At 34.6% G+C, this 17,310-nt stretch carries 18 protein-coding genes; 13 read left to right on the top strand and 5 right to left on the bottom strand.

The features are described 5' to 3' along the window. Window positions 1–105 precede the first annotated feature (105 nt). Window positions 106–1,302 (top strand): PAS domain-containing sensor histidine kinase, encoded by a 1,197-nt coding sequence (locus ACM55G_RS10745; protein ID WP_416843922.1) that lies wholly within the window; start codon window positions 106–108, stop codon window positions 1,300–1,302. A gap of 272 nt (window positions 1,303–1,574) precedes the next feature. After that, window positions 1,575–2,432, top strand: a complete 858-nt coding sequence (locus ACM55G_RS10750; RefSeq protein ID WP_416843923.1) for a sulfurtransferase — start codon at window positions 1,575–1,577, stop codon at window positions 2,430–2,432. 201 nt (window positions 2,433–2,633) lie between these two features. On the opposite strand, the gene ACM55G_RS10755 is transcribed toward ACM55G_RS10750, so the two are convergent. From ACM55G_RS10755 to ACM55G_RS10765, 3 genes are all read right to left on the bottom strand, one after another. Then, on the bottom strand, window positions 2,634–3,647 hold the full coding sequence (locus ACM55G_RS10755; protein WP_416843924.1) for a M28 family peptidase: 1,014 nt from the start codon (window positions 3,645–3,647) through the stop codon (window positions 2,634–2,636). A 28-nt stretch (window positions 3,648–3,675) separates the two neighbouring features. Further along, window positions 3,676–4,449 carry a dienelactone hydrolase family protein gene (locus ACM55G_RS10760; RefSeq protein ID WP_416843925.1) on the bottom strand — a complete coding sequence of 258 codons (774 nt, stop codon included), beginning with the start codon at window positions 4,447–4,449 and terminating at the stop codon, window positions 3,676–3,678. A gap of 92 nt (window positions 4,450–4,541) precedes the next feature. Continuing rightward, a complete protein-coding gene (locus ACM55G_RS10765; RefSeq protein WP_416843926.1) occupies window positions 4,542–4,994 on the bottom strand; it encodes an Lrp/AsnC family transcriptional regulator in 453 nt (150 codons plus the stop codon). Between the two features lie 232 nt (window positions 4,995–5,226). Between ACM55G_RS10765 and rocD the strand changes: the two genes are divergently transcribed. Further along, complete coding sequence (gene rocD, locus ACM55G_RS10770) at window positions 5,227–6,477, top strand: ornithine--oxo-acid transaminase (protein WP_416843927.1); 1,251 nt, start codon at window positions 5,227–5,229, stop codon at window positions 6,475–6,477. 7 nt (window positions 6,478–6,484) lie between these two features. Further along, window positions 6,485–7,450, top strand: a complete 966-nt coding sequence (locus tag ACM55G_RS10775; protein WP_416843928.1) for an arginase — start codon at window positions 6,485–6,487, stop codon at window positions 7,448–7,450. A 167-nt stretch (window positions 7,451–7,617) separates the two neighbouring features. Here the strand turns inward: ACM55G_RS10775 and ACM55G_RS10780 are convergent, their stop codons facing one another. Both ACM55G_RS10780 and ACM55G_RS10785 read right to left on the bottom strand, forming a co-directional pair. Further along, window positions 7,618–8,421 carry a ferritin-like domain-containing protein gene (locus tag ACM55G_RS10780; RefSeq protein WP_416843929.1) on the bottom strand — a complete coding sequence of 268 codons (804 nt, stop codon included), beginning with the start codon at window positions 8,419–8,421 and terminating at the stop codon, window positions 7,618–7,620. Window positions 8,422–8,447: 26 nt separating this feature from the next. Beyond that, window positions 8,448–9,224, bottom strand: coding sequence for a ferritin-like domain-containing protein (locus tag ACM55G_RS10785; protein ID WP_416843930.1), 777 nt, complete (start codon window positions 9,222–9,224; stop codon window positions 8,448–8,450). Window positions 9,225–9,852: 628 nt separating this feature from the next. Between ACM55G_RS10785 and ACM55G_RS10790 the strand changes: the two genes are divergently transcribed. The 9 genes from ACM55G_RS10790 (at window position 9,853) to moaA (ending at window position 17,281) form a co-directional block, all read left to right on the top strand. Further along, window positions 9,853–11,025, top strand: coding sequence for a molybdopterin molybdotransferase MoeA (locus tag ACM55G_RS10790; protein WP_416843931.1), 1,173 nt, complete (start codon window positions 9,853–9,855; stop codon window positions 11,023–11,025). Between the two features lie 10 nt (window positions 11,026–11,035). Continuing rightward, window positions 11,036–11,779 (top strand): sulfite exporter TauE/SafE family protein, encoded by a 744-nt coding sequence (locus tag ACM55G_RS10795; protein ID WP_416843932.1) that lies wholly within the window; start codon window positions 11,036–11,038, stop codon window positions 11,777–11,779. A gap of 18 nt (window positions 11,780–11,797) precedes the next feature. Further along, window positions 11,798–12,361 carry a molybdenum cofactor guanylyltransferase gene (locus ACM55G_RS10800; protein WP_416843933.1) on the top strand — a complete coding sequence of 188 codons (564 nt, stop codon included), beginning with the start codon at window positions 11,798–11,800 and terminating at the stop codon, window positions 12,359–12,361. A gap of 5 nt (window positions 12,362–12,366) precedes the next feature. Then, on the top strand, window positions 12,367–13,164 hold the full coding sequence (cobA, locus tag ACM55G_RS10805; RefSeq protein ID WP_416843934.1) for a uroporphyrinogen-III C-methyltransferase: 798 nt from the start codon (window positions 12,367–12,369) through the stop codon (window positions 13,162–13,164). After that, on the top strand, window positions 13,161–13,397 hold the full coding sequence (locus ACM55G_RS10810; protein WP_416843935.1) for a MoaD/ThiS family protein: 237 nt from the start codon (window positions 13,161–13,163) through the stop codon (window positions 13,395–13,397). The genes cobA and ACM55G_RS10810 overlap by 4 nt, the downstream gene beginning before the upstream one ends. 100 nt (window positions 13,398–13,497) lie before the next feature. Then, complete coding sequence (gene moeB, locus ACM55G_RS10815; protein WP_416843936.1) at window positions 13,498–14,577, top strand: molybdopterin-synthase adenylyltransferase MoeB; 1,080 nt, start codon at window positions 13,498–13,500, stop codon at window positions 14,575–14,577. Window positions 14,578–14,595: 18 nt separating this feature from the next. After that, window positions 14,596–15,033: a molybdenum cofactor biosynthesis protein MoaE gene (locus tag ACM55G_RS10820; RefSeq protein WP_416843937.1), complete on the top strand. Its 438-nt coding sequence runs from the start codon at window positions 14,596–14,598 to the stop codon at window positions 15,031–15,033. Window positions 15,034–15,372: 339 nt separating this feature from the next. Beyond that, window positions 15,373–16,287 (top strand): bifunctional molybdenum cofactor biosynthesis protein MoaC/MoaB, encoded by a 915-nt coding sequence (moaCB, locus tag ACM55G_RS10825; RefSeq protein WP_416843938.1) that lies wholly within the window; start codon window positions 15,373–15,375, stop codon window positions 16,285–16,287. After that, a complete protein-coding gene (gene moaA, locus ACM55G_RS10830) occupies window positions 16,274–17,281 on the top strand; it encodes a GTP 3',8-cyclase MoaA (protein WP_416843939.1) in 1,008 nt (335 codons plus the stop codon). Before moaCB ends, moaA begins: the two co-directional genes overlap by 14 nt. The last annotated feature ends 29 nt before the right edge of the window (window positions 17,282–17,310 follow it).

Below are 17,310 nucleotides of genomic sequence, written 5' to 3' on the forward strand. Positions count from 1 at the left end.
GCATATCCTAATTGTTTATCTTTGACCGCATTTATACCGCATTTATACCTGATTTTCAAATACTATTTTGCATTCAAAATTTTTAAATATCATTTAATTAACCAAATGGAAAACGAGCATATTAATTCTAAAATTCTTAAAAGTAATTACATTCCAAATGCTGAGTTTTATAGCCAGATCATAGACAGCTTACAAGATTACTCCATTTTTACTCTTGATAATGAATTTGTAATAAATAGCTGGAGTTCAGGGTCATCAAAAATATTTGGTTATAAACCGGATGAAATTATAGGAAAACATTTTGATATAATCTTTACCGAAGAAGATATAAAAAATGGTATTTCTAAAAATGAAACTGAAACTGCATTAAAGGAGGGAAGAGCAACAGATAACAGATGGCACATTTGTAAAGACAAGAGTGAATTTTATGCGTATGGTCTGGTTTTTCCACTTACTAGTATAGATGGAGAGATGCTAGGATATGTTAAAATTCTACGCGACTTAACGGAAAGAAAAAAATCAGAAGATGCGATAAAAAAATATGTAAAAGAGCTGGAAGATCTGAATACTCATAAGGAAAGCGTTCTTGCCATTCTTTCACATGATTTGAGAAGTCCATTATCCAGTATTATAGCTACTGCAGGATATTTGAAATCAAATTTTGAAAGAATGGAGCCAAATACAGTTAAAGAAATGCTTGAGCTACTTTACAAATCATCAGTTGATGAATTGAATATGTTAGATTATTTAGTCGAGTGGGCAAGAATAAAATACGCAGCGGAAGTATTTTCTCCAAGGAAAATTGATCTTGTTCAGTATGTTCAAAAAGTTTTTGATACTTTAAATGATACTGCTTCTTTAAATACAATAAATCTGCATCATGAAATTAAAGAGAATACCAGTGTTTTTGCAGATGGAAAAATGGTACTTTCTGTTATCCAAAATATAGTTTCAAATGCGATTAAGCATTCACTTCCCGGTGGTAAAATTACTGTTACAGCAAAAACGGAAGAAGATAAAATAATAGTTCAGATAAAGGACTCCGGTATTGGTATGTCTAAAGAAATTCAAGACAAACTCTTTTCACCACAAATGAATATACTTTCTAAAGCAAGGATAGAAAATAAAGGTGCAGGTATAGGATTATTATTGGTAAAAGGATTTTTAGAAAAGAATGGTGGTGAAATATGGGTAGAAAGTACAGAAGGTGTAGGTTCCTCTTTTTATTTTACATTGCCTATGGAGAAGCCATTAAACAAAATAGATTGCGCAGATAAAATTGAGTTTGATGAAAATGCTTAAACATATTTTAAAGTTGAAACATAAAGATTGTAACTGCTAACTAAATCCAAGAAAAGATATTTAAAGTCCACATAAGTGGGCTTTTTTTATGGAAAAAATTCTCTTGAGAACAATTGTCTCTTGTGTGTTTTTGAGTTTAATTGCTTTTTTGAGAATTGTAAATAATAGTATAAATTAGCAGTATTTAAAGTTGTCGTTAGTTCTATCTCATTTAAAATCTATTGGTGTAAGCTAAAATAAAACAATGACACTAATATAAAAAAATAAAAAATATGCCTCAAGAAATTTTACCAATTATAAAGCCTGATGAACTAATAGAAGTGAATCGGACAAGTGAATTAATTCTTATTGATGCTAGTAACGGATATGGAGCTAAAGAAAATTATGGAGCCAAACATTTAGAAGGCACTTTGTATGTTGATTTAAATACTCAGTTAGCCAATATAAACGCTGATGTATCCATAGGAGGGAGACATCCTTTGCCTACACTTGAACAATTTTCTGAAACTTTAACGAGTCTTGGCATAACGCCTACGAGCCACGTAGTAGTATATGATGATAAAAATGGCTCCAATGCAGCTGCACGTTTCTGGTGGATGCTAAAATCTGTTGGCCATAATAGGATTCAAGTGCTGGATGGAGGATTTCAAGCGGCTATTAAAGCTGGATTTCCAACAAGCTCAAAAACAGAAATCCCTTTGAAAAAGGAACCCTATAAAATTGAAAATTGGTTGTTGCCGTTAGCAGATATTCATGAAATTGATAAAGTAGCAGATGACAAGGATTTTCTGGTTATAGATGTACGGGATGAGGAACGATATTATGGAGAGGAAGAACCTATAGATTTAGTTGCAGGGCACATTCCGGGTGTCATAAATATTCCTTTTACCTCTAATTTAGATTCTAATGGTTTTTTCTTATCACCTGAGGAACTGAAAAATAATTATATGAAAGAATTTGGAAATACAGTAGCTGAAAATGTTATCGTGCATTGTGGTTCCGGTGTAACAGCTTGTCATACGCTTTTAGCAGTAGCTTATGCAGGCCTTAAAATCCCAAAATTGTATGTTGGTTCTTGGAGCGAGTGGTCCAGAAATAATAGGCCGATTACAACTTCAAAGAAAGAGTAGTGGTTTGTTTTTCAGTATATATAAATTCAATAAGAGCTTTGAATTCCTTCAAAGCTCTTGTTGTATCGCTTTTGGACAAGGGATAGCAGTGAAAATCCTTTTATTACCCTGTCAGGGATCAAAACGTTGACAGGATAATAATAAGATTGCAACGAATAGCCCGACCCGCTTTTTTCGGCGGGATGCGCCCTAAAGCTAAAACTATTTTTTATCGACTACAGGGCGATTTTCTCTGTTTGCCAATTCCCAGGCGATTACAAAAGCAAGTTGAGCTCTTTTGGCCAACGCATCAAATTCAATTTTATCGACTTCATCTGTTTTTTGATGGTAATCCTCATGTACACCATTGAAAAGGAATACCGCTGGAATTCCATGTTTGGCAAAATTATAATGGTCTGAACGCTCATAAAAATGATTCGGATCTTTAGGGTCGTTGAATTTATAATCTAAATCCATTTTAATATACTTGGCATTTGCGATGGTACAAATGTTATCTAAATCAGTTGATAAACGATCTGCACCTATCAGATATATATAATTGTTTGTATTTGCATGTGCCTCGTCACGACGACCAATCATGTCAATGTTGATATCGGTAATCGTGTTTGCAATAGGGAACAAAGGATTTTCTGAGTAAAAACGTGAACCGTGTAAACCATGTTCTTCTCCGGTAACATGTAGGAAAAGGATTGAGCGTTTTGGACCGTGGCCCTCTTTTTTAGCTTTTTCGAATGCTTGTGCAATTTCTAATAAAGCGACTGTTCCGGAACCATCATCATCGGCACCATTGTATACTTCACTGTCTTTAATCCCTACATGGTCGTAATGAGCCGAAATAACCAGCACTTCGTTTGGCTTTTCAGAACCTTCGATGTACGCCCAAATGTTTTCGGAATCAGATAAGTTTTCATTTCGTTTTGCATTCAAATAGGATGCGGGAATTTTTTGATAATAACTGGTTGCTCCTTTAGGAAAAGGCACATTGTTTTTCTTGTATTGATTGATGAGATAAACACCTGCTTTTTTCTGTCCCTCAGAACCTGTTTGGCGTCCTTCCATTGAATCAGCAGCGACTATGTAAAGATGTGTTTTTAAATCACTAGCCGTAATGGTATTCATGTATTTTGTAGGTTCAACAACTGCAACACCCATTTTTTGAGAAGTGCAACTGATGTTTAAAACGCACAGTAAACTTAATAAGATTATTTTTTTCATGATTTTTTATTATAAATTAAATGTGAAATTATTTTTTCAAAACTTCATTTAAGAAAACTTTGAAATGTTCGAAAGAACGTTTGGCTGCTTTTTCGTTGTAGGCAGCTCCTTTTGAATTGTCATTTCCTGCATCGGGATCTGTGAAAGCGTGTACTGCATTAGCATAATAAACCATTTGCCAGTCGGTTTTGGTGTCTCTCATTTCTTGTTGGAATGCGGTGATTTCTTCTTTGGATTCATACGGATCATCAGCACCGTGGCAAACTAAAATTTTTGCAGTTATAGGTTCTGTAGGACGAGATGCATCTTTACCTAATCCACCATGAAAAGAAACCACTCCTTTTACATTTAAGTGTGCACGTGCAGCTTCAAGTGCTCCAGTTCCACCAAAACAATATCCCATTATAACAATATTATCAGGATTTGCTCCGGATTTAATTAATTGTTGTAATGCTAATGAAATTCGCTTTTGGTATTCCTTGTAGTTAGTTTTGTAAAATCCTGCTTTTTGACCCGCTTCGGCATTGTCTTTTGGATAATTTCCAGCGCCATAAATATCGGCCACAAAGGCATAATATCCTAGTTTAGCCAAAGTTTCTGCGGTAGTTTTTGCATGTTTATCAATTCCTTTCCAAGCGGGAAGAATTAGAATACCCGGTTTTTGTGGGCTTTTTTTCATTGGCTGAATTTGGAATCCATTCAAAACCTGAGCGCCATCACTATATTTTACTGGTTTCAGTTGTGCAAAAGTGCTGTTTGAAAATAATATCATTCCAAAAATAAACAAGGCTATATTTTTCATAATTTTTTTATACAAATATCTAAATAAATTGTGTTTTTTGTATATAAATACCTTTTTTTTGATTTTTTTATAACAAAAAATAAATACTTAAATTATAAAGTAATGTTTCGTTTGAAGGCGCAACCCAATTCTATAATGGAATCCGTTTTTGAAATACCCGGAATATTATCAATTTTTTCATAAAGGATTTTTCTCATATGTTCATGGTTCTGGGCTACTATTTTGATATAAAGTGTAAAAGAACCAGTAACATAATAGCATTCCGTAATTTCAGGAATATTCTTTAATTCATCGATAATTCTGTTGGAATCTTGGTCTTTATTTAAGGTGATACCGGTAAAAGAAGCCCAGTCGTAGCCAATTTTCTTTTCGTTGATAATGGGTTTTATTCCTGCCAGAATTCCTTGGTCTGTCAATCGATTTACCCGCTGATGAACCATTGTATTAGATATTTTTAGCGTAGTGGCAATAGCGGAAAATGCCATGCGGCCATCTTTTTCTAATTCTTTAATAATGTTGATATCAAATTCATCTAATGTGTCCATGGAATTTATTTTAAATTGAAAAAGGTGTTTTCTACTATTTATAAAAGTAACGATTATTTCTCATCTAATTAAAGTAAAAATCATAAGCCTTTATTTTGGAATGACTTATTTCCGTACAAATAAAAGTGATTATTTATTTTAAACGATTAAATTAAGTCAAAATTATCATTTTTTGTTGTAAAATAAAAAATATTATATATTTTTGTTTAAAATTTTCATCAAATAACAAGTCATGGAACAATCACATCAAGCACTTTCTTCAAAATCTGAAGCATTTATAGAAAAAGAAAATAAGTATGGCGCTCATAATTACCATCCGTTACCGGTAGTTTTAGAAAAAGGGGAAGGCGTGTATGTTTGGGACGTTGACGGAAAAAAATATTATGATTTCTTGTCGGCTTATTCGGCGGTAAATCAAGGGCATTGTCATCCAAAAATTGTTGCAGCAATGGTAAAACAAGCCCAAACATTGACCTTGACATCACGTGCTTTTTATAACGATCAATTAGGACCTTACGAAGAATTTGTAACTAAATATTTTGGTTTCGATAAAATATTGCCAATGAATACTGGTGCCGAGGCAGTAGAAACCGCTTTGAAATTGTGTAGAAAATGGGCCTATGAAGTAAAAGGAATTCCAGAAAATCAAGCGCAAATAATTGTTTGTGAGAATAATTTCCACGGAAGAACGACTACGATTATTTCGTTTTCGAATGATGAAAATGCGCGTAAAAGCTTTGGTCCATTTACGACAGGATTTATCAAAATACCTTATGATGATATTGAAGCATTGGAAAACGCTTTAAAATCAACTAATAATATAGCCGGTTTCCTAGTGGAGCCTATTCAGGGAGAAGCCGGAGTTTATGTCCCTGCCGACGGTTATTTGGCGAAAGCAAAAGCGCTTTGCGAACAATACAATGCGTTATTTATCGCTGATGAAGTACAAACCGGAATTGCACGTACTGGGAAATTATTAGCCGTACATCATGAAAATGTTCAACCAGACATTTTAATTTTAGGAAAAGCGATATCAGGTGGCGTTTATCCAGTTTCGGCAGTTTTAGCCAATGATGCAATTATGAATGTCATCAAACCTGGTCAGCACGGTTCTACTTTTGGAGGAAATCCAGTTGCAGCTGCTGTTGCCATTGCAGCACTTGAAGTGGTTCGGGATGAAAATTTATCGCAAAATGCCGCTCACTTAGGAGTTGTTTTAAGAACCGGCCTTAACGAAATCGCTTCTAGAAATCCGCTAATTACATTGGTTCGTGGTAAAGGATTGCTAAATGCGATAGTTATCAATTGTGAAGAAGACTCGGATTTAGCTTGGGATATTTGCATGAAATTCAGCGAATACGGTTTACTGGCAAAACCTACACATGGAAATAAAATACGTTTAGCACCGCCATTAGTTATCACAGAAACTCAAATTTACGAGTGTCTTGGAATTATCGAAAGAGCATTAAACGATTTCAGATAATTTAATTATGATGGAAAAAGCAATAAAATTAATCAAAAATAGGTCTGATATTGGTGCAGGAACCCGAGGTTCGGATTTAGGTATTGATGCTATCGAAATAGCCGCAATTAATCAAGATAGCGATTATTTTAATCAATTTGAGTTTGAAGATGTGAAAACGCATAACGAATCCATTTATGATAAAACCCGAAGCACCTCTGCCAGAAGAATTGAGCACGTTGTGGAACAGTGTACCAGAGTTTGTAATGCAGTAAAGAAAAATCTGGAACAGAATTATTTTCCCATAGTTTTATCAGGAGATCATTCCTCAGCATTAGGATCTATAAGCGGTATTAAAACAGCTTATCCGGAACAGACATTAGGAGTTATTTGGATTGATGCCCATGCTGATTTGCATTCGCCTTATACCTCGCCTTCGGGGAATATTCATGGCATGCCATTATCGGCTGCTCTTGCAGATGACAATTTAAGTTGTCAGAATAATGAAGTGCCTCTTGAAACTCAACAGCATTGGGAGAAAATGAAAAATATTGGCAGCGAAGGCGCTAAAGTGCTGGCCGAAGATATTATTTATTTTGGCGTTCGCGATACCGAAGAAGCCGAAGATAAGCAGATTGAAAAGTTGCATATTCGAAATTATAAAGTTCACGAGGTACGTTATAGGGGACTTCAAACTTGTGTAGCGGAGGCTTTGGCTGAGCTTATGAATTGTGATATCATTTATATTTCTTTTGATGTGGATTCTATGGATTGTGATATGATTTCATATGGAACGGGAACTCCGGTGCCAAAAGGATTTGATCAATACGAAGTTATTGCAATTATTAATCAGATTATCGAAAGTAAAAAGGTAGTTTGTATCGAATTTGTAGAAGTAAATCCGCTTTTGGATACGAAAGGGAACAAGATGGCAGAAACGGCTTTTGAAGTTTTGGAAGCCATAACATCGACACTTATTTTACCTATTGAATAAATTTAGCTATTAATTAAGGTATGCAAAGAAGCCCAAAATCTACAATAGATTTTGGGCTTCTTATTTTTTTAATAAAATTTAAGATATGTAAATATCAACCGATAATAGAATAAACTATGATTTTTTATATCAGTATAGACTAAATTCTATTTTACAATATTCCTAGTTTACACAATAAATAAACTCGCAATAGCAACTGCCTGGTCTGTAGTCAAAGGTTCATCGTAAGATTCTGATCCTGCGTTTGCACCAAATAATGATGAGGTATCGTAACCTGCTTGAATGATATTTTCCTCACCATTGTAGACTGCTTGCGTTGCCTCAGGCATTCCTGCTCCTCTTTGATTTAATGTAATCCATCCTTTAAGACCACGTAGTCTTCTTACTTCGGAGGCATGACGTGCTTCCACAGAATGAATCTGTAGTGCTGCCGTCAACAAATCTGGGGCTGATATTAAATTAGTAGCCTGACCTTTATAAGCTCTTACACCTGTATCTTCAAAAGCCTGAGCTAAAGCTAAAAATGTAGGATAATGATTAAAGGGATCGAAAGCTCCATTGACGGTAAAATCAAAAGTTGGTTTCTCAACAAAATTTGGACTTCCAACACCTCCTAAACCATTAATCAAAAAAGTAACGTGATCAGTTTCATGGTCTGAAATTTGCATAAAAATTTTTTCATCTCTTCCACCGGAAGGAATTACACCAGATTCTAATCCCATGATATAATACTCTTTTTCAAGATATTCTAATGTTAATGCCAGCTGTAATGCTCCTATAGGGTTGCTAGGAGTAGGTTTTATTTTTCCGGCATAAGCCACATTTGTTAATGATGAAAGCCCAAATGGAATTGAGGCTAATGCTAAATTTTTCCCTAATTGACTTATTTTTCCAAAACTATCTCTTCTTGATCCTTTACTTTGCATTAATTCGTCATTAGTAAAAGACGCTATAAATTTTAATATGTTCATAATTTCTAATTTTTTAATGTTTTATATTAGGGTAAGTATAAGGCCGTGAAAGTAGTTGTGATAAATCCTTTTGCAATTGTAATAACTTCGGATGGGTTTTTCTTTACATCAAGTCCTGTATTAGTATCAATAACATCATCTCCTGCAAAATCTTTAGAATTAGGATTTATTAAACTCCTAATTGCAGATGCGTGTCTTGCTTCTACAGAAACTATTTTACCAGCTAGTAGTAAATAATCTGGATTGCTAATTAATCTTCCTGCACCATTATAGGCTGCTACACCTGTGTCTTCTAGTGCTTTGGCAGTGGCTAATACCTGAGAACGACTACTGAAGTTTAAACTTCCATAATTGAATTCTAAGTCAGGGAGTAACTGTTTTTTTGGATTAGGAAGAGCTCCAGTCAACGCTGTTTTAAAGAATTCGCGGTGGATAACTTCATGATAGTACAAATCCTGAAGCACTTGTTGATCTTCAGCGGTAAAATTGGTTGTGAATCCACTTGCATTTACAACTTTGGTATAAAAATCTGCCTCTAATTGTTCCAGAGCATAGGCATAAGTCAATACACCTAAGTCGCCTGCACCTAAATCAAAGACACCATCTTTTGTTCCTGGAAAATGACCTTGTCCATATTTAGATGTAAGGCCGGTACTATTTGGACTGAGAATTAAATCATCGTTGTTGTTACAACCAGATAATAATAAACCAGTACTTAAAACGGTAAGCCCGCTAATTTTGAGGAATTCCCTCCTGTTTTTGATAGAAGAATTTACTTCTTTAATCTGTACTACATTTTTCATAATTTAAACATTTAAAAAGTTATTAATTGTGTTAATAAATGATTTAGTAGGTGTATTAAATTTGAGAAAATTTGCTGATATAAGAGCTGTATATAAGTTTTATGTAATAAGTATTAGTCAATTTCGATGAACAATCCTAGTCACTTAATAATTGATCAAGATTGGTCACACTATTTAATCGAGTAGGTGGGGTATTTTTAAAACGAGTATTTTTTTTGAGGGGGTATAAAATTAGTAAAAATAAATCAATATAGGGTGCTTAAGTATCTTAAATTCAAAAAGTTATATTTTACTAAGGAAAATACTTGCCAATTTATTTAAGCCTCTTTTGTTGCTTTAAGTTTTATGTTTTTGGATTTAAAATAAGGTTAAGTTTAGAGTATTTAAGTATCCTATATCTGGATGGGTTAAAAATTTTAAAATGGAAACTCAAAATATTTTCTAGATTCGGGATTTCCTTTTACAGATTTTACAGATTTGGTATTGCTTTGTTCGTTTTTTAATAAATAAAACTGTTTAAATCTTGGTATATGCATTTTACAAGTAATTATAGGTAATTGTTGGTTCAACTTCACATATTTACGTATATTTGCAATAAGTACTTTTACTTAGTTTTATTCAGCATTGTATGATACAAGTGGACCAAGCCTTATCGATTATTGCAGAAAATAGTTGCAAGATGCCTATCAGAAAAATTAAAGTGGCCAAATCACTTGGTTATATTTTGGCGGAAGCAATTTATTCTCCCATGGATATGCCGCCTTTCCGTCAATCAGCGATGGATGGTTATGCTTTTACACATGGTGAATTACAACAGTTTAATGTGATTAGCATTTCGCAAGCTGGTGATTTTTCGAATAAGAAAATAAAGAAAGATCAGGCAATACGAATATTCACCGGAGCATATGTTCCAGATAATTTGGATACCGTTGTCATGCAGGAACATACTACGATTGAAAATAAAACACTTGAAATTACCCAAATGCCTGTTCTTTTTGCGAATGTCAGAAACAAAGGCGAGCAAATAAAAGAAAACGAACTGGTACTTGAAAATAATGCCCTGATTACTCCTGCGGCTATCGGATTTTTAGCGTGTTTGGGAATTACGGAAATAACAGTTTATGCCAAACCTAAAGTAGCAATTGTGGTTACTGGGAACGAATTGGTAAAAGTGGGTAAAAAATTATCTGAAGGGAAGATTTACGAGAGTAACTCTATTATGCTGGAAGCTGCTTTGCAGGGAATTGGGATTAAAAAAATAGAAAAATTCCAGGTAAAGGATAATTTGAAAGCGACAAAAATAATTTTGCAATGTTGTCTTTCGGGTTTTGATGTTGTGCTTGTTTCGGGCGGAATTTCGGTTGGAGATTATGATTTTGTAAAAGAAGCACTTTTATCTAATGGAGTAGAAGAGTTGTTTTATACAATTAATCAGAAACCAGGAAAACCGTTATTTTTTGGAAAAAAAGACAAAACATTAGTTTTTGCCTTGCCTGGAAATCCAGCTTCAACATTGACCAGTTTTTATATTTATGTGCATCCGGCGCTAAAAATAAATATGGGTTTTGAAGCAATTCATTTGCCAAAAATCAAACGGAAAATAAGTTCAACAATAGAGAATACAACAGGAAAATCCTTGTTTTTGAAAGGGTTGTATGATGATGAAAAAGTTACCATATTGGAGAGTCAAAGTTCAGCCATGTTGAACACTTTTGCGGTAGCAAATGCTTTAATTTATTTGCCTTATGATGTGGTAAATGTTGAAAAAGATCAGGAAGTACTGGTTATACCACTTAATTAATAGATGTAAGATGTCAATAGTAAATAATGATTTTTTGATTTTATTCGGCGTATTATTAGCGGTGGTTGCGTTTTTGTATTCCAGCGTGGGTCATGGTGGCGCTTCCGGATATCTGGCATTGATGGCCATTTTTGCATTCCCTGTTTCGGTGATGAAACCATCCGCCTTGTTGCTTAATTTGTTTGTTTCAGGAATTTCTTTTTTCTTTTATTATAAAAAAGATTTCTTTAAACCCAAACTGTTTTATCCTTTCGCGATAACTTCGGTACCGGCGGCTTTTATAGGCGGGATGATTCCGTTAGAAAATAGTTGTTATAAAATATTGTTAGGAATCGTATTGATTCTGGCAGCGTTGCGATTGTTCGGTTTTTTTAATTCTAAAGAAACAGATAGTGCTAAAATGAATATTCCGTTAGCTATGGGGATAGGTTTTGGAATAGGTTTATTATCCGGAATGTTAGGGATTGGTGGCGGTGTTATCCTGAGTCCAATTATTTTATTATTGGGTTGGGCAACGTTAAAAGAAACAGCAGCCATTTCAAGTTTATTTATTCTGGTGAATTCTATTGCAGGACTTTCGGGCTATTTTATGGGAGACAAAATATTTCCAACAGAAAGTTTTTATTTAGTTCCAATAGCTGTTTTCGGAGGGATGTTAGGCGCCTATTACGGGAGCGGATATTTTTCCAATAAAGTGTTGAAATGTGTGTTAGCAACAGTAATCCTATTAGCGAGCGTGAAGTTGATTGTTTAAATCAATAAATTATAAAGTATGCAAGTATCAATTCTTTGTGGAGGAAAAAGCAGCCGAATGCAGTCGGAAAAAGGATTGGTGTTGTACCAAAACAAACCTTTTATTGCGCATATTATTGAAGCGGTTTTGCCAATATCAAGTAACATTCAATTGATTACGAATACTAACGATTACGATTATTTAGCATATAAGAAAATAAAAGATATAGTAGTTCATAAAGGACCTTTGGGAGGAATATATACAGCACTGGTCCATTCAGAAACGGAGATGAATTTGATATTGAGTTGCGACATTCCATTAATTTCTACCGAAATACTGTTGGAATTGATTGAAAATCATGGTACAAATTTTGAGGTTTCTGTTTTTAAAGATACTGATCGGATTCATCCTTTGATAGGGATTTATGCTACAAGTTTAATACCTGTTTTAAAAAAGGCAATTGCTGCTAATGATTTGAAAATGATGCGCTTCATTTCAAATGTAAAACATCAATTGATTCCGATTCCGAATGCCAAAAGACATCTGTTTAAAAATATAAATTCTGTTGCCGAGTTAAACGAATTGAATACCAATTTATCCTAGTTAAAATGAAAAATTCAAATACACCAAAATTGACAATCGTAGGGGCAGGTCCCGGAGATGTAGAGTTGATCACTTTAAAAGCAATCAGAGCACTCGAAAGTGCTGATGTTGTTTTGTATGATGCGCTTGTAAATGAAGAATTATTGCAATATGCTACAAAGGCAGAAATCATTTTTGTTGGAAAGCGTTTTGGTTGTCACGCGTACAGCCAAGATCAAATCAATGAATTGATTGTGTCGATGGCAAAACGTTTTGGTCATGTTGTTCGATTGAAAGGTGGCGATCCATTTGTTTTTGGAAGAGGAAGCGAAGAAATAGAATATGCTCAAAAATTTGATTTGGAAACTGCTATTGTTCCTGGAATTTCATCTGCTTTAGGGGTGCCGGCGTCTAATGGAATCAGTTTGACACAAAGAAGAGTAGCCGAAAGTTTCTGGGTAATTACCGGAACTACTTCGGATCATAAATTGTCCAAAGATGTGGCTTTGGCTTCTCAATCATTAGCAACTGTGGTTATTTTGATGGGAATGAATAAATTGGACGAAATTATTTCGATTTATCAAAACAACAGAACCGATGATTTGCCTGTTGCCATCATTCAAAATGGTACCAAAAACACGGAGAAAAAAGTGGTTGGAACCATAAGTTCTATAGCGAAGTTAGTCGAAGAGCACCAACTTTCTTCTCCTGCAATTATTGTCATAGGCGAAGTGGTGCGAAATGCTTCAAAATTAAAGACTTATTTTCAAGAGGAATTTTCGGATGATGAGTTTATTTTTCAAAACTTAAATTTAACGGCATGATCGCAGTCAAATATTTTGGCGTCATAGCCCAAAAAACAAAAACTCCAGGAGAAGAATTTTCTTTTTCGGGTTTACCTTTACACCAATTAGTAGCAGCATTAGAACAAAAATACCAATTGAGTCAACTTTCTTTTAGTGTTGCAATTAATCAAAAAATAGTACAGGATACAGCAAATTATATGCTGAAAAGCAATGATGTTGTTGCTTTATTACCACCATTTGCTGGAGGTTAGGATTTTTGATTGCTGATTAACGATTTTTGATTTAAGATTTTAAAAAAAAACTCCGCATCAGTAATAAATTTTTTGATTTTTGTCTACAAAACCTAAATTTATGGAAACAGCACGATACAACCGACAAATTATACTTCCTGAAGTAGGTATTAATGGGCAACAAAAACTGCAACAAACCAAAGTCTTGATAATTGGTGCCGGAGGATTGGGTACGGCTGTTTTACCGTATTTGGCGGCAGCCGGAATAGGGGAAATTGGAATTGTTGACGATGATAGAATCGAAGTGAGCAATTTGCAACGCCAAGTGATTTACAAAAGCAGTTCGGTGGGGAAAAGTAAGGTTCTCGAAGCAAAAGCTATGGCTTTGGAACTTAATCCTTCTATAAAAATAAATGCATTTACTGAAAAATTAGACTCTAAAAATGTAATTTCATTATTCGAACAGTATGATATTATGGTTGATGCCACGGATAATCTGAATACTAAATTTTTGATTAATGATGCGTGTTGCGTAACCAACAAACCGTTTGTTTACGGTTCTATTTATAAATTTGAAGGACAGGTTTCTATTTTTAATTATGAAAACGGACCTACATACCGCTGTCTTTTTCCTGAGGAATCAGCGCAAGTTGGCAACTGTAATGATGCTGGTGTTATGGGAATATCGGTTGGAATCATTGGAATGTTTCAAGCGAATGAAGTTTTGAAAATGGTTTTGGGAATAGGAGAGTTGTTGTCTGGTAAATTATTAGTTTATAATATGTTGAATAACGAGCAACAGAAGTTTGATTTTTCAAAAACAGAAATAAATACGATCGATAGAGTAGCTTTCGAAAATAAATATACATCAGTTGAAAGTGCAACTATTGAAATCAGTGCTGCTCTTGCATTAGAACAAATGCATCATCCGGAAGTTGTTTTTCTGGATGTTCGAAATGCAGAGGAGCATCCAAAAATAACAATCAAAAATGGAATTCAAATTCCGTTACATCGTTTAGAAGCAACCCTAGATCAGTTGGATATTAATGTGGAATTATTTGTTTTTTGTCAATCCGGAATTAGAAGTAAAAAAGCAATTGAAATTCTTAGAAATAATAATTTCATTAATGCCAGAAGTATTGCCGGAGGCGCTATTGCATTGGATAAAATACTGCATAAAGGAACGGTTTCTGTTTCCTAAAATATAAAAATAAAGAGCATGAGTACCAAAACTTTTTTCATTCAGGGACCAATTTCATCGGAATTTATAGGGAATTCGATTGCGAAACACCAATCGAAAACCACTATTGGAGCACACAATATTTTTTTGGGTCAAGTCAGAGCCGATGCAATTGATGGTCAAACCGTAGCTGCAATTGATTACAGCGCTTACGAAGAAATGGCAGACGAATCCCTAAACGTGATTAGAGAGAAGGCTTTCGCGCAATTTGATTTGATTTGCATGCACATTTATCACAGTTTGGGCGTTGTTAAAGTAGGAGAAATCTGTTTGTTTGTCTTTGTTTCGGCAACCAGAAGAAAGCAAGTATATGAAGCCACTGAAACGATTGTGAATTGGATTAAAACAGATGTGCCAATTTTTGGTAAAGAAATATTCGAAAACAGTACTTTTACTTGGAAGAAAAACAGTTTGTAGTCATAAATTCGAAAGTCTTTTTGAATACTATAAATAACCGTTGGGTGTAATCAATAAAAATTTTAATTAATCTTAAATAAAAAAATTGAGCCACATAGAAACATAGAAAAAAAGAGTTGAATAGTCCAATTCTTGGGTTCACACTAAGGTTTTCTCTAATAAAGTGAAACGCCTTCCAAAATTTTAAAATCTATGTTTCTATGTGTAAAAAATTAAACAAATTGAATTACACTAACGGGTTATAAATAGAATAATCCAAACGAATTAAAAATAACGGTTTTGTTGTTTTCAAGAGGCTGACTTTGCAACTTTAGACTTTAAAACTTTAGACACATATAAATGGTTGATATCACACATAAAATAAGTACGCTCCGAACCGCAACCGCAAAGGCAACAGTAATTGTAAGTCTTCAAGCCACAATTGATGCCGTTGTAAATAATCTGGTTCCAAAAGGAAACGTGCTGGAAATGGCCAAAACGGCCGGTCTATTTGCAGTGAAAAATACGCATTTATCCATTCCTGATTGCCATCCTATTCCTATTGAATTCACATCGGTGGAATATGAAATCAACGAATTAAGCATTGATATTATCTTCAAGGTAAAAACGGTTTACAAAACCGGAGTTGAGGTTGAGGCGATGCACGGTGCTTCGATTGTGGCGCTTACGATGTATGACATGCTCAAACCAATTGACAAAAACATCGAGATTTCGACGATTAAATTAATCAGTAAGGAAGGCGGAAAATCGTCTTTCAAAAATAGATTTCCATCAGCCATTAAAGCGGCGGTTTTTGTTTGTTCCGATTCAATTTTTGCGGGAGATAAACAAGATCGTTCCGGAAAAATTATTGTTGAAAAACTGGAAATTAGCGGTGTTGAAACTACGCATTACGAAATTATACCTGATGAAATTGATGTGATTCAAGAGCGAACTAAAGCTTTCGCAAAAGAAAATCAATTGATCATTTTTACCGGAGGAACTGGGCTTTCGCCAAGAGATGTTACACCGCAAGCACTAGAACCGTTATTAGAAACCAGAATTCCGGGAATTGAGGAGGCCGTTCGCAATTATGGGCAACAGCGTATGCCGTATTCGATGCTTTCCAGAACAGTTGCGGGAACTTTAGGGAATACTTTGGTATTGGCTTTACCAGGTTCAACTAATGGCGCAAAGGAATCCATGGATGCCATATTTCCTCATGTGCTGCATGTTTTTCATATTTTAAAAGGCAAAAATCATGACACCAAATAATGCTGTTTTAACGGATGATTTTGGACGTAAACACAACTATTTGCGTATTTCCTTAATTGAGAAATGCAATTTGCGTTGTACCTATTGCATGCCGGCTGATGGAATTGTATTAAGTCCAAAAGCGAGCTTGATGACCGCTGACGAAATTCACGCCATCGCCCAAACATTCGTCAATAATGGTGTTGATAAAATAAGACTTACCGGCGGAGAACCGTTGTTAAGAAAAGATTTTTCTGAAATAATAGCTAAACTGGCTTCGCTTCAAACTGAGATTTCCATTACTACAAACGGAATTTTGATTAACAAACATATAGACGTTTTAAAGCAATTTAACGTCAAAAAAATCAACTTGAGTTTAGATACTTTGGTGGCCTCCAAATTTCATTCGATTACGCTTAGAGACCAGTTTCAGAGTGTAATTGATAATTTGCATTTATTGTTGAACAATGATTTCAAAATCAAAGTCAATGTGGTTTTGATCAAAGGATTCAATGACGATGAAATTATTGATTTTATTAAACTCACTGAGTTTTTACCCATTTCGATTCGGTTTATAGAATTCATGCCTTTTGCAGGAAATAAGTGGGACAAGAGCAAAATGGTTTCTCAAAAGGAGATTCTGGATCAGGTACAACATCATTTCCCAGAATCCCATGTAGAGAAATTAGAAGACGATAAAAACTTCACTGCCAGAGAATTCAAAATTAAAAACTACTTGGGAAGCTTTGGGATTATCAGTTCGATAACCAATCCTTTTTGTGACGGTTGCAACAGAATTCGCCTTACAGCAAACGGGAAAATAAAAAACTGTCTGTTCTCCAACTCCGAGACAGATGTATTGACGCCTTTCAGAAATGACGAAGCGATAGAAGACTGGATTGCTTTTGCCATTAAAAACAAAAAGAAAGTACGTGCAGGAATGACTACTATCGAGGAGGTAAACAATCCCGCTTTGAATCAAGACAACCGCAGCATGATTGCTATTGGCGGTTAATTTTCTACAATTTTTTTTAGGAGCTAATT

Origin of the sequence: Flavobacterium algoriphilum (assembly GCF_048158655.1) — a bacterium.
Classification (GTDB): Bacteria; Bacteroidota; Bacteroidia; order Flavobacteriales; family Flavobacteriaceae; genus Flavobacterium; species Flavobacterium algoriphilum.